At 41.3% G+C, this 14,749-nt stretch carries 2 protein-coding genes; both read right to left on the reverse strand.

Annotation, left to right across the window (positions count from 1 at the left end; translation table 11 throughout):
* Window positions 1–17: 17 nt before the first annotated feature.
* On the reverse strand, window positions 18–5,714 hold the full coding sequence (locus CQA58_RS00275; RefSeq protein ID WP_115568705.1) for a hypothetical protein: 5,697 nt from the start codon (window positions 5,712–5,714) through the stop codon (window positions 18–20).
* Window positions 5,714–14,659, reverse strand: coding sequence for a hypothetical protein (locus tag CQA58_RS00280; protein WP_147288583.1), 8,946 nt, complete (start codon window positions 14,657–14,659; stop codon window positions 5,714–5,716). The genes CQA58_RS00275 and CQA58_RS00280 overlap by 1 nt, the downstream gene beginning before the upstream one ends.
* Window positions 14,660–14,749: the final 90 nt, after the last annotated feature.

The following is a 14,749-nucleotide window of genomic DNA, read 5'->3' on the forward strand; positions in this document are numbered from 1 at the left end:
TAAAAGCTAAGTGATTTTTAGTATTTGGGTTTGGGGTTGTTGGTTACGCTTGTTCTATCACGATAGAATTTTCGAGTGTTGATGAAGTAATCACTATCATAGCCTTGTGGAGTTTTGGGCGTTGCAGAGTTGTTGTTTCTGATATCTTCTGTGGTGTAGTCAGTAATCACAGGAATATTTCTAGGATCGTATTCAGGTTTTTTAGGCTCTTGTGTGGTGAGTGGTGGGGCTTTGAGTTTGCGAGTATTTTTGTATCCGAAAGAAAATCTAGCTCCTGCATTGATTGAATAATTTGTCTTAGTTTTACTCAAAAAGCTTGTCCCTGCCTCAAAATACACCCTTGCATTATCGGTAAATAAAATATCAAATCCCCCTTGAAGTGTGAGTTTGAATCCTCCTTTATGACTATAACTCACATCATTATATGAATCGCTCAAATCTACATTTCCTCCCCCTGTGGTTTCATAGAAAAATGAAGTCCCTACATAAAAATCTGATTTGAGCCAAGTATTTAGGCTATATCCTGCATTTAGCCCAGTTCTAAGGATAAGTGGGATTGAGCCTCCGATATTAGAATCAATTGTGGTTTGAGAGAGATCAACAAAAGAGAGTTCATTACCAAAGATATATCCCACAGAGATTTGAAAATCAGGTTGGAGGAAGAAATGGTTTTTGCTCTCTGTGAGCTTAAACTTTTTCCCAATCTCTGCACTTAGCATTACTTTGTGATTGAAGTAGCTTGGAGTGTTTTTGGCAAGGTTATAGTAAGAGATTTCATAATCTGAGTATGTAAGAATGTATTTGAAGACAAAGTCCATATAAAAATCATTTCTTGCCACAAAAGTATCATAGAAGTTAAATCCAATATTGTGGATATTTCCTACATAGTCTTTGCCTTCAGGATTGACATAGCTATAACTAAGTGCAAAACCATAGAAATTTTGCCCTTTAAGATCTAGCACATTTTGATCATATCCTACCCAAGCAGTATAGTAGTTGTCAGTGATTTCAACCCCATTTTCATCTTCAGGAGTATAGGTTGTCCCCATAGCATAACGCCCCCAAAGTCCATGCACTCGGTTAATATCTCGCAACTCTCCCATTCTCTGACGCAAACTCTCAGTTTGCAACACATAGCTTCGATATTGGCTTTGCATAATTGAAGAGATGACTTTTGTCCCATAGTTTGCCCCACCACTTTGGGTTTTCCCCAAAATCCAGTCAAATCCTCCATTTTCAGAAACTACTTTTCTCAAATCTGTTTTATAGCTTTGAGTTCCCACTTGGGTTGTCCCACCCTCAAAGTTTGCTGTGGTTTGCTCATCATCGACATGGGCTACGACAATATAGCGATCGCCTATCTCTGTGGTAAATGTGGCAGGGTTGTAATACACCTGCATAATATGATTTCCACTAGCATTAACTGCTGAAATCTTATCACTTGCCTCAGCTCCAATATCTGTATAGACTCTAAATACACCATTTAATCCACTTAGATTTCCCACTCTGATAGTTCTCTCTGCAGTTTGTCCTGCTGTGGGTGCAACTCCAGCTTTCACCATATCAAGACCAATCCTTGAAGCCCCTCCTACATCTCTTGTGGTATCTGCTAGGCTTATGGTGGTGTTATAGGTATCTTGTTGCATTAGAGCTTCATTGGCGACATTTCCTGAAGAGTTTGTGATATTGAGAGTTGCGATGTTAGAATCCCCTGTGGCAATCCATCTCCCTCCAAAAGCCCCTGCTGTCCCTAGTGTCATTGTCCCCACTTGGGGTTGAGCTTGATTGATTGTCCCCTCTAGGATACCACCATTGAGAGTGATAGTGGCTGTTGTTCCTGTCGCAGGAGTTAGATTGACTTTGAGGTTGGCATTGCTTAGAGAGGTGATAATGGCATTGGCAGTCCCTTCAAGCTTGATATCTCCATTGAGAATCGCTCCATTTTGCCCTGTGAGAGTGAGGGTGGAACTATCACTCATTTTGAGGGAATTGATTGTGGAGTTTGAGTTGTTTTGTGTGAGGATAGTGATGGTGTTAGATCCTGCTGTGGTTATGCTCTCAATCGTCCCTGTGGAGTTAGTGAGAGTGAGCTTGAGAGTCCCAAGCATTAGATTGATCCCCCCTGTGGAGTTAATCTGTGAGTTTGTGGAATCAATAGCCATATTTCCTGTGAAGTTGATTGTGCCATTGTTGAGGGTGGAGTTGTTAGTGAAATTGAGAGTAATCTCATCCCCATTTCCTATCTCTCCTGTGTGAGTAATATTTCCTTGCATAGTTGAGCCAGAGGAGGTAAGTGTAAAACTAGGATTGTTTGTCAAGACAAAATCTCCATTGATTGAAGAGCCATTGTTCATAGTGATTGTATTTTGACTATCACCTATTGTGAAATTTCCTGTAATGCTTGAGCGATCTAGTGTGGCTAGAAATTCCAATCCTGAAAGGGTGATATCGCCTGTCATTGCCGAGCCATTGGTGTAATTAAGATCGATTTCTCCATTGGTTTGATTGATATTGCCTATGAAAGTAGAGTTATTTAGGAGAATATGGCTTTTGGGAGTTGTGGGTGCTGTGGCTGTGGCTGTAAGATCGCCTTTGATGGTTGATTGGCTTAGGGCTTTGAGTGTGGCTTCTGTATTTGTGAAAGTGATATTTCCCTCTAGTGTGGATTGATCCTCTAGGATGACTAGATTGTCATCTCCCTCAATAATCTCAAGTTCGCCCATTTTGGATTGCTGAAGTGTGAGATGGGATTTATCTCCATTGTTTAGAGTGGTTGTGCCTTGGATATCTGAGTTATTAGAGAATGTGAGATCAAATGTGCCATTTTCTTGCTTGAGTGTCCCTTGTATTGTCATTCCTGAGATTGAGGTGGGGAGAGGTTCGTGTCCTGCTTGAACATAATCATCCCCTCCTGTGATGAGGATTGAATCTGTGGAGACGAGGTTTCCTGTAATGGTGTTGTTGTCTCCAAATCCTCCTAGGGTGGCATTGGTATCAGTAAAAGTCAAATCTCCTTCAATTGTGCTTCCATTATTGATACTCAGTCCTAGTGTAGGATTTCTGCCTTGATTATCCACCCCGCTCATTGTAAAGCCTGTGCCGATGGTTGAGTTATCAATCGTAAGCAATGTATATCCACGCGTGATTTCTATCCCTTTATTTACACTAGAATCGATGATATGAAGGTGAGTTGTGGCATCTGTGAGCTTGATAGCTCCATTCATCGTCGTGCCTGTGATGTCTCCATCAAGACTTCCATTGCTGATTTCTAAATCTCCCCCAATTTCATTATCAGTGCCTTCAAAGTCAAGTTTAAGCTCATTGTCGTTATCAGTAGATTTGATACTTCCTGTGATTTTTGAGCCATTTTTGACACCCAAAGTTACTTTGGAATGCACTAAATTAAAATTTCCATCAAGAGTTGTAATGTGATCAAGTGTGAAAGAGTTGTTGGCATTTAGACTTCCACTTAAAGTGGTGGTTTTGAGTTGAGAGTTATTATCAAAAGTGATATTGGTTTGATCTGGGCTATTTAGTTTGGTTTCTTGCTGAAAATTTGCACTCTCAAATGTGATATTTGAAGTTCCATTATTTTGAGTAAAAGCACCCTCAAGAGTTAGTCCTCCAAGATTCCCACTAAGAGTTCCTCCATTTTGAGTGAAATCTCCCTTAAAGGTTTCAAGTTTATCTACTGCTGCTCCATTGCCAAGAGTGGTATTCACATCATTGAGCGTAACATCTCCGCTAACGATAGCCTCTCCCCCTAGTATCCAATCAAGTGAGCCATTGTTTTGAGTGTAAGATCCATCAAGTTTTGAGTTTGAGCGAAGCTCAAAGTTTGTATTTGTATTATTGTTGAGGATGTTTCCCTTGATAGTAGAGCTATCAAGTGCTGTGAGGTTTTGATTGCCTCCTGTTTGAGTGATGTCGCCTGTGAAAGTGGAGTTATCAAGGTATAGACTTGTAGTTCCTGTATCTTGAGAAGTCAGATCTCCCTCAAAACTTGAATTACCCTTTCCACTGATATAAGCATCTCCCCCTGTGATGGTGATATCTCCCTCTTCTGTGCTTCTATTATCAAGCTCTACCCAGATAGAGTGATTATTGGAAATGATTCCTCCATTGAGTGTTGAGCTATTGTCAAAAAGCAACGCTGTATCATAGCTTGTAGAGAGTGCAAGATTTCCCCTAGCATTCCCTCCATCTCTTACCTGAACACCATTGTTAAGCGTGGAGTTGCTAAAATTTAAATAAACACGATCTCTTCCCGTTTGGTCATATCCTCCATTAATGGTTGAATTGTCGGTAATCTGTCCGCTAATCCCCCCATTAATTGTTCGAGTTTTAATCCCTCCATTCACTGTTGTGCTACTTAGACTGATTTGTGGAATTGTGTTGCCTGGTGTAACTGAAGAGATAATCATCCCTTGCCCAATAGTAGAGCCTGTTGCTCTAAACAAGGTGAGTTGCCCTCCATTTTGGGTGTAGCTTCCATCTAGGGTTGTATTATTAAGCGTAGCTTTGAGTGTCCCACCTGTTTGATTGATACTTCCTGTGATTTCTGAGTTGCTAGAGTCAATGAGTGTAGCACCATTAGAATTTGTGATACTTCCATTGACTTTACTTTTTACTCCTGATATGGTTTCTTGATCCCATTGATTTGTAGGAGTGATGCGAGTGTTGAGAAAGACATCAAGTGTAGCACCATTTGAGCCTGTGATAGAGCCATCGATTGTGGAGTTGAGAGCTTGGAGAGTGAGTGTCCCACCGCTTTGAGAAACACTTTTTGTCGAAGAACCCTCAACTACCCTCAATAACCCCACACCCCCTATCCCTGTATAGTCTTCCATTGTAGAGCCTGAAGCACCATTCGTCCCTGTTTTTTGATCCCCCTTGAGATTGATTGTAGTTGTGCCATTGGTGGCTGAGATGGATTTGAGATTGGTAGAGTAGAAGTGAATGGTCGTGGTGGCTCCACTGAGGGTGGTGGCTGATTGAAAATCTGAGTGATGAAAGGCAATATCAGAGCTTCCTCCTGTTTGAGTATAGTTACCCTTCAAAGTCAAGCCTTTGACAATCCCCTCTAATCCCCCTCCTTCAATAGAGATATTTCCTGTGATTGTGGCTGTTGGGTTAGCAGGAGTTTGATCTTTATTTGCCCAAAGTTTTGTTGTAGTTACCCCACTTGTAGAGGTGATACTTCCCGTAAGTGTCCCCTCAATAGTGGCGTTCATTGTCCCCCCTATTTGGGTGATATTTCCTTGTATTTCTCCTCCATTATTGATTGTGATAGTGCTTTCTCCATCATTACTAAGATTTCCCTTAAGTATCCCTCCTACTGTGGCTTGAAGTGTAGTATTTGAGCCTTGGAACACACCATTCCCCATACCATTTGCCCCTGCTGTGAGGGTGAGTGAAGCACCATTGCTGATATTGAAAGCTACATTATTTTGAGCTTTATCTGCATTGTTGAGGGTTAATCCTACATCAAGACTCCCCCCTGTGATATTGAATGTTACCCCTGCTCCATCTTTGAGCCAATACATTCGGAGCTGTTTGATGATATTACTCCCACCCACGCTATTGATTGTCAAAGTTTCATCGTTTTTGATATCTACCTTATCAAGAGTTTGTCCATTCAGATCTGGCACCACTCCATGCCCCACCCCTCCAAGCAATAAGACAGATAAAGTGATAGCAGGAGAGATACGCATCAGAAGCTTACCTCACTTGTAATATCTCGGACAGATTGGCGTGATTGAGAGCTATATCCTCCTATGCCATTTGGAGTGCGTGTGGGGAGTTGATTGCCCTCAATATAGCTTTCTATTTTTCTAGGTTTTCCTGCATAGTTTTGATCGATATCTTTTGTAGTGTAGCGTTTTACCACAGGCACGGTGCGTTTATCGTCATTGATTGCCACAGGTGGAGTATAGGGGTTATAGACCATTGGGACATTTCTTACTCGATTATTAGCCCTTCCAAAAGTCATTCTAAGCCCTACATTTGCAGAATACACGACATTATAATCCCCAAAAAAGCTTGTATCCAAACTTGCATAGAGCTTGAAAAAGTCATTAAAAGTAAAATCTGTTTGAGCACTCAAAATCATTCTAAAATCGCCATCTTGTTTGTAGCTAAGTTCTGTGGAGCTATCTTTGAAGCTAAGATCTCCACCACTATTGACATCATAAGCAAAAGAGCTTCCAACTTTGATATGGGATTTGATTTTTTCTCCAAAAACCTGTCCCCAAAACACACCTGCTCTAATATTGACAGGGAAATTTCTCGCCATTGTAGCACTAATTGTCTCTCCACTCACATCAACCACTTCAAGAGTGGATTTGTCAATATACCCACTTGTTACCTGAAATTGTGGCTCAATATATCCACTTTTATTTTTCTCTCCATAATAAAAGCTATACCCAATTTCAGCATTTAAGAGCAGTTTGTGGTTACTTATACTTGGACTATTTTTTGCCAAAGAGTAGTTGCTGATTTCAAAAGAATTGGAGCTATAAATGTATTTTGCCAATACATCAGCATAGAATCCACTGAAAGCTTTAAAGGTGTTGTAGATTCCAAAAGCGACATTATAGCCTTTGGCTGTGTAGTCTTTGCTCTCTGTGTTGATAGCTGTGTAGTTGAAGAATGCTCCTGCAAAGTTATGCACAGTCAAGCCCAAAGAGTTGAAATCCACCCCTGCCCATACAGAATAATAATTATCTTTTGAAGCCACACTAAAGTCCCTTGCCTCTTGGCTTCCTTGTCCCACATATCCCCTCATCCATACCCCCAAATCCCTTTGGATATATTTGAGATCCCCTAGTCGTCTATCTAGGCTATCTATCTCAACGCTAAAGTTACGATATTGGCTTTGAATCATGGAAGCAATAATCTTAGAGCTATAGCTAATCCCTGAAGGCGTGGCTTGTCCGATAATCCACTCAAATCCTTGTCCATCAGCTGAATTCTCTTTGAGGATTTCAGTATCATAGCGTGTAAGCCCTACCTCGCTTTGAGTCCCTTTGAAGCTCACTGAAGTAGTTGGATCTGTAACTTTGGCTACGACAATTCTTTGCCCCCCAATCTCTTGGAAAGTCTCGGCTCGGTATTGCACTTGAATGAGGTGATCTCCACTTGCTTTTTGAGCCAAGATATTATCTGCTAGTCCTGCCCCCAAATCTGCATACACTCTAAAAAGCCCATTATTTCCACTTAGAGTATTGACTTGAAGTTGTCGCACATAGGTTTGTCCATTGGGAGCGTCAGGGATTGGCTGACCATTTATGGGATTGGGTTTGACAATCATTTCTTTGCCTACCCTAGAGGTAGTAGCTGTATCATCAAATTCCAATGTAAAATCCACATAGCTCATCGGATTGCTAAACGCTGAGGCAAAAAGGGCATTGGTATAGAGGATTTGCTCATCATTGCTGAGCGAGAGGGATTTGAGCTGAGAATCATCAGTGATTGCTAGTCTTCCTCCAAAGTTCCCTACACTCTCTAGCACTACATCTCCGACACTAAACCCTCCAGCTCCATTGCCGGTCTGAGTGAAGCTCCCTTGTAGCATTCCTCCACTGAGATTGACATCAAGTGTAGAGGCTTGGGAGGCGATAGTTGTATTGACATTGAGATTTCCATTGGTGAGGGCAGTATAGGTGGCTGTTGTGTTGCCTTGCAAAGTAACATTTGCCATCAATCTTGCATTGTTTTCTGCTAGGAGGTCAAGGGTGCTATCTGTGGTTGAAAGCTCATTGATAAAGGCTCGGCTACCCCCTGTGGCTGTAATGTCTAGCTTTGTATTTGTGGCTGTGAGTTTGCTAATCACCCCACCATTAGGAGAGCTATCATATTTGAGTGTGAAACTTCCCCCTGCGATTGTCATCTCTTCAGAGTTGAGGGTAGAGCCTGTGAATGTGGCTGTGGTGTCAATATTACTAAAGTTCATCTTTCCATTATAGACACTGCCTGAGCTAAAGCCTAGAGTGGCTGTTTTGAGCGGTTGGGTGTTTGTGTTGTTATTGTCTGTAATATTGGCATTGAAGCTTGAGCCATTACTTGCAGTGATAGAGAGGGTGCTATTAGTGAGGTTTATATCTGAAGGATTTCCTGCTTCTCCTAGAGAGGAGTTGTTATTGAGATTGAAAGTGAGAGTAGAGGAATCTGCTGTGATATTGCCTGTAAGGGTGGAATTGGTGTCAAGATTGACATTTGTTGTCGCTGTTGTCCCATTGCCATTGATTGTAACGCCTTGAGTAGTGAAACTTGAGCCATTTGTCCCTGTGAGATTCATAGTCCCTTGATTTTGGGTGATACTTCCATTGAAGCTTGAGCCTGTGAGGGAGAGGGTGGTAGTGGAATTGTCAGCACTCAAATTTCCTGTGATAGAAGAACCATTAGAGCCTGTGATGGTAGCTGTTGCACCTGTGATGGTAGTCGCACCATTGATAAAGGAATTATCACTAAGATTGACTGCATTATTATTTCCATTTGTGATTGTAAGTGTATTGTTTATCCCTGATTGATTAGTAAAGTTGAGGTTTGAAGAGGTTGCGTCTTTGATTGTTACCTCTCCATTGAAATTTGAGTTATTTCTAAAAGTGATATTTGAAGTGCCATTTTCTTGAGTAAATGTCCCTGTCAGTGTCAATCCACTCACATCTCCTGTAAGGGTTGAGTTTTTGGAGAGGAAATTTCCACCGATACTATTTCCTGCCCCACTGCCTGTGAAGTGAGCATTTGTATCTTTAAATGTGAGATCTCCTCCAATACTAGAGCCATTGGAGAGATCAAGACTGATTTCTCCATCTGTTTGAGAGAGATTGCCTGTGATAGAGGAGTTATCAAACTTGATTGTATTATTAGAGTTTGTCCCTGTGGCTGTTACATCTCCATTGATAGTGCTTCCATTAGTGAAACTCACATTTGAAGTCGTATCTGTAAGAGTGAAATCCCCACCAAAGCTTGTGCTATCGGCTATGCCTGTGAGTCCCCCTGTGTCAATTGTGGTTGTGCCTGTAACTTGGGAATTGAGAGTATTGAAGTTGAGGGTAGAGTTGTTTTGAGCGTCTATATTCCCCTCAATCGTTGAGCTATCCATCTTGAGCGTTGCTGTGGCTGTATTTTTGAGTGTGAGATTCCCTGTCATTGTTGTGTCATTGAGGAGCTTGAGAGTATTATCATCCCCTCCACTGATAGTATAGGCTTTGAGAATGGAATGATCAAATGTGAGTGAGGAGCTAGTGGCATCTGTGATTGTGGTGTTATTTTGGAATGCTGAATTTGTGAAGCTCACACTTGAAGTCCCACCATCTTGAGTGTAAGTCCCTGTAAGGGTTAGTCCATTCATCGAGCCTGTAACGCTACCATTAGTTTGAGAGAAATTTCCACCGATACTATTATCTGTCCCACTTCCTGAAAGTGTCGTGGTAACGCCACTTAGTGTAACATCATTTGTAATATTTCCATCATTAGAGAGATCAAGCTTGAGTGAGCCATTGGTTTGCTCTAAACTTCCCTCAAGCTTCCCACCTGTTTGGATATGGATTATGCTATTGGTGTTAGTGTTTGTGATATTGCCTGTAAAGGTAGAGTTTTGTTTGATTGTGATTTCTTGATTGTTGTTTGTTTGCTCTAAACTCCCCTCAAACTTTGAAGTCGTATCAAGAGTGAGTTTAAGATGTGCGTTTTGCACTTGCATTTGAGGGCTAGTGATTGTGGAGTTGTTTTGTGCTGTGAGATCAAAACTCCCCCCTGTGATTGTCATATTTCCATCAATCTTTGAGCCATCGACAAGGATTGTGGTAGTGTGATCGGTGGCTGTGATACCATTTTCAATCTTAGAGCTATTAAAAAGGGAGAGGGTGGTAGAGCCACTAGAGAGAGTAAGTCCTGCTGTTCCATTTCCTCCACTGATTGAAGAGCCCCCATCAAGTGTGCCTGTTACACTACCTTGAGTTTGAGTAAATCCCCCCTTCAGTGTAGAATTGCTTAAAAGCATAAAGGAGAAACGACTATCACTTGAGGTAAATCCACCTGTGATCCTTGAATTTTGAGCGAAGCTAAGAGTCCCACTCTGCACTGTGGTGAAATCTATCCCTTGTCCGATAGAAGAGTTTGTGAAATTCACCATACTCACCCCATCGGTTTGCTTATACTTTCCTTCTACTTGTGTATCTGAAGCATTGAAGTTCATCGAACTTGCTCTTTGTGTAACATCACCTGTAATGGTGGAATTTTGAGAAGAGATAGTGGTATTTTCTCCATTATTGCTGATATTCCCCTCTACTCTTGAATTATTTAAAGAGATAGAGAGGGTGGAGAAATTGCTTGTGATACTTTGAGTGGTAGATCCGCTTGTGGCATTGATTGTAAGCTCTCTACCATTGGTTTGAGTGAAAGTCCCTGCATCAGAATCTGTCAATGTTACAGAGTGAGTCCCTCTATTTCCTGAAAAATCCCCCATTTTGCTATTGGTAAGATTAAAAGAAGTTGAGCCATTATTGGCTTGAATATTTTTTATTTCTGATTTTGTAAAAATCATACTTGCACTTGTGGCAGAAGTGATAGAGATATCTCCCTCAAAAGTGCTATTTGCAAAAGTGAGGTTAGAAGCCCCATTGGTTTGATTAAACTCCCCTTTGAGGGTGAGGGCATTGGATACTCCACTTGTATTTGATGAGGTGAGAGTAATCCCACCCTCTACAACAGCTGTATTGGCATAGAGTCCAAAGTCTGCATTTGTAGCACTGATAGAAGTATTTGTGCTTGTAACCTTGGCATTTGTGAGATAGAGATCCATAGAGCCTGTATTTTGTGAGATTGTCCCTCCGACATTCGCTCCTGTAACGCTGATATTATTAGTGCTGTTGCCTGTGCCTTGGATATTTCCTGTTACTTCTGCGTTTGTCCTAAATTCCAAACTTCCACTATTTTGAGATACATTTGCTATCGTTGTATCCATCAGGTGGATAACATTTTGAGAATTGTTAGTTCCATTGAAGCTCCCAATGTTTTGCATACTGACAATATCAGCCTTGAGGCTTCCCCCACTTTGAGTGATATCGCCATTATTGAAGTTCCCATCAAGCATTTTGAGAGTGTTAGTGGAGCTTGTCCCTTGGAATCCCCCTTCTATGGTTGTGCCTTCAGAGAGGAAGTCAAGACCTCCTGTGGTTTGCTTGATCCCTCCACTTAGACTTCCTTTTGTCATTGTAATATCATTTTCAGAATTTTGTGTCCCCTCAAATCCCCCTGTGATGATGGATTCTGTGGCAGTGAGGGTAAGTTTGCCACTTTTTTGCTGTATCCCATTTGCTATCTTGCTATTTGTGAGGGTGAGATTGTTGATTGATCGTTCTCCTACAAATCCCCCCAAGATTTGAGAGCTTTTGAAATCCCCTGTCATTCCTGAGTTATTTACGCTTGGACCTTGATAAATTTGTCCTTGCACTTCTGAAGTGGTGAGGTTAAATTCTACTTCATCATATCCTGTAACTTTGCCTGTAATCCTGCTATTTGTAAAATCTCCCTTGCTGTTTCCCATAATATCTCCCAAACCATCAAGAGTGAGATTGCCCTTCAAAAGTGAATTATTAAAAGTTACATCATTCTTTGTCCCTTGAGCTTTGATATCTCCTACGATATAGGCTTGGTTATCAAAAGATATATTTGTAGTTCCATTAGTAGTGGTGATGTTTCCTTGCATATTGGCTATACCATGAAAGGTGATATTTGAAGCCCCATTGCTTTGATCAAAATTCCCTGTCCATTTGGCATTATCTTTGAATGTGATAGTTGAATCCCCCCCACTTTGGGTGGCATTACCATTGAATTGGGAATCATCTTTAAAGGTAGCATTAAATGTCCCACCACTTTGGGTAAGTGTGCCTGTGAGGTTTGCACTTGTATCTGCTGTGAGGGTTGTATCTCCTGAAGCGGTGCTGATTGTCCCATTTGTCATTTTGGAGCTATTTGTGAAAGTGATATTAGCATCTCCCCCATTGTTGTTGATACTTCCCCCTTGCATCTCTGCATTATCTTGAAATTTGATATTGGCTGTGCCTTGAGCGACATTGAAAGTCTCACTAATGGCTTTGGAAGTATTTGCAAAAGTAATGTCAATATCGGAGTGGAAAGTAGAAGTTCCACTTTGGAGTTTTGAATCTGTGGTGAAGTTGGCTGTGGTTTTTCCTGCCCCTGCTTGTGTATCAATCCCCCCTGTGATTGTGGCGTTTTGGTTTATGGTAAGGTCTGTTGTCCCTGTCCCTGCTCCACTGATAATTTGCCCTGTGATAGCTGAATCGCTATTAGCTGTAAGAGTGCTTGTCCCTCCTGCAAAAGTGATATTGCCATTGACTTGGGAGCTATTGTAGAGATTTATTTTATTTGTTTGGTTTGCAAATGAAGAATCCCCACTAAGTGTGGTTGTATTGTTGAGATTGACAAGTGCTGTGCCTATCCCTCCTGTGGTTTGTATCCCATTACTGATTTTTGAGTTTTGATTAAAAATTGCTGTAAGATTTCCATCACTATGGCGAATTCCCCCATTGATTGTTGCATTTCCTGCTTGTCCTGAGCTTACGGAAGTTAAGCCCTGTGTAGTGAGTGTGCCATTGATTGTCCCATTATCAAGTTTTACGGTATTTCTTGTTGTAGCTGTGAGAGTGGCGTCGCCCTGAATGACAAGTGAGGCTGTCGTGGTCATTACTCCTATTTGATTGATTGCACCTGTCATTGTTGCACTTTGGATTGTATTGGTTCCATAGGCAAGAAGATTGTTCTGTGTTGTTCCATTAAAAACAAAGTCTCCTCCACCTGAAGTTCCATAAAATCCAACCTGATTAACATTTGCTGAAAATGTGGAAGCTCCATTGATTTGAGAGTTTCCATTGGCTTGGACTACTGCCTGTGTCCCTGAATTAACCGTGATTCCTTGAGTGATGGTTGTATTGCCATAAAGTATTGCTTGAAATTTTGAATCTGAATGCACGATTTTATTGATAGTGGAATCTGTTGAAGTGATGCTTGCCAATCCTCCATTGGATTGTGTAGTCAGAGTATTGTTAATATTTGAACTTACAAGTTGGATAGAGTGATTTGTCCCTGAAAAACTAAGATTATTGGCTGTGGTGCCTGAGGCATTGAAAATATTTGTGGTGGCTGTGGAGTTTAGATCTCCTAGAGTATTTGTCCCTGTAAGTATGGCTTGAAATCTTGTCCCACTAATATTGCTAGTGCCATTGATTGTCCCATTATCCACAGTCAGCGTTGTAGTGCCATCAGCGTCAAATCCACCACTGATACTCGCATTACTTTGTATCGTTACATTGTTTGTCCCCCCTCCCTTAGTGGTAAGCTTCCCCCCAATACTCCCCCCATTCATTGTAACGCTATTGTTTCCCCCTTGCAAAGACACTCCATTGGTAACATTGGTATTTGTGAGAGAGGCTTCATTTTTTGTTGTGCCATTGAGTGTGAGGCTTGTGATAGTTGAGCTATCTGATTTGAAGTCGTTTGTAGAGGCTGATGAGGTAAGAGTGCCTAGATTGGATTTATCTTTGAGTTCGGCTGTGAAACTTGTTCCTTGAATATTGCTAGTGCCACCGATTGTCCCACTATCCATTGTCAGCATTGTAGTGCCATCTGCGTCAAATCCACCATTCACTCTTGCACTATCTTTAATCTCAATCGTATTTGTCCCATTTCCTGCTGTGAGTTTTCCACCGATACTCCCCCCACTCATTGTTACGTTATTTGTGCCACTTCCATTAAAAGAGGCGTTGTTTGTGATGGTAGAGCTTGTGAGAGTGGCTGTATTGTTTTGAGCAGTGGAATTGACACTTTGGGTGATAGAGCCATTATTCATTGTGAGGTTAAGTTTTTGTCCTTGCGTGGTGAGTGTGCCTTGGAGTTGTCCTCTATTAGTGATATTGATAGTGCTAGTGCTGTTTGTGCCGTTGTTGGTTACGCTTCCTGCGTAAGTGGAGGCGTCAATGTCAAGTGTAAGATTGCCACTACCTGTGTAAGTTCCTGTGATTTTGTCCTGACTATCAAGTTTGATGGTGCTTGTCCCACTCCCTGCGTTGATATTTCCTGAGATTTGCACATTTTTTCCACCAGAAGAGTTGATACTAAGAGCTCCACTCCCCATCGTGATGGCTGTGTTGCCATTGCCATTGATTGTTGTATCTCCGCTAAAAGTTAGACTTGCACCATTTTGTGCTCTAAAAATCCCTCCAGAGACAGCTTGTCCTGATGAGGTAATGCTAATGCCTGAAGAGATTGTCAATGAAGTATTACCAGAAAGATTAAAAAATGAGGGTTGTCCTACAGAGCCTTGAACATTGACATTAAAGTCGATTGTTCCATTCCCTCCAAAAGTAATATTGCCACTAGTAAAATTGGCAACTAGTCCGTTGAGCTGTTGTCTTGAATCACTTGTAATATTTGCACTAACAGTGCCACCATTGATGGTTAAGTCACTATTGAGAATTGTGGGATTGGTGTTTTTGAAGTCGTTGGTAATATTTACAATGTCTCCACCATTTAAATTTCCCCCATTCCAATTTTGATAGCTAGCCCCACACAATACGCTAGATGCAACAATGCTAAAGGCAATGTAGCGATTGAATCTCAATATAGGCAACCTCACTTTTCTTTTATACTTCGTATAAATATCGGCTTTTTAAATCCGAAATAATGCCCTTTTTTTGCTTGAAAACAAATATTTTTGAAGTGCTTG

Source organism: Helicobacter brantae (assembly GCF_003364205.1).
Taxonomy (GTDB): domain Bacteria; phylum Campylobacterota; class Campylobacteria; order Campylobacterales; family Helicobacteraceae; genus Helicobacter_G; species Helicobacter_G brantae.

Excerpts from the sequence above, each read along its gene's own strand:
- CQA58_RS00275 (WP_115568705.1), bottom strand. The coding sequence starts at position 5,714 with ATGCGTATCTCTCCTGCTATCACTTTATCTGTCTTATTGCTTGGAGGG.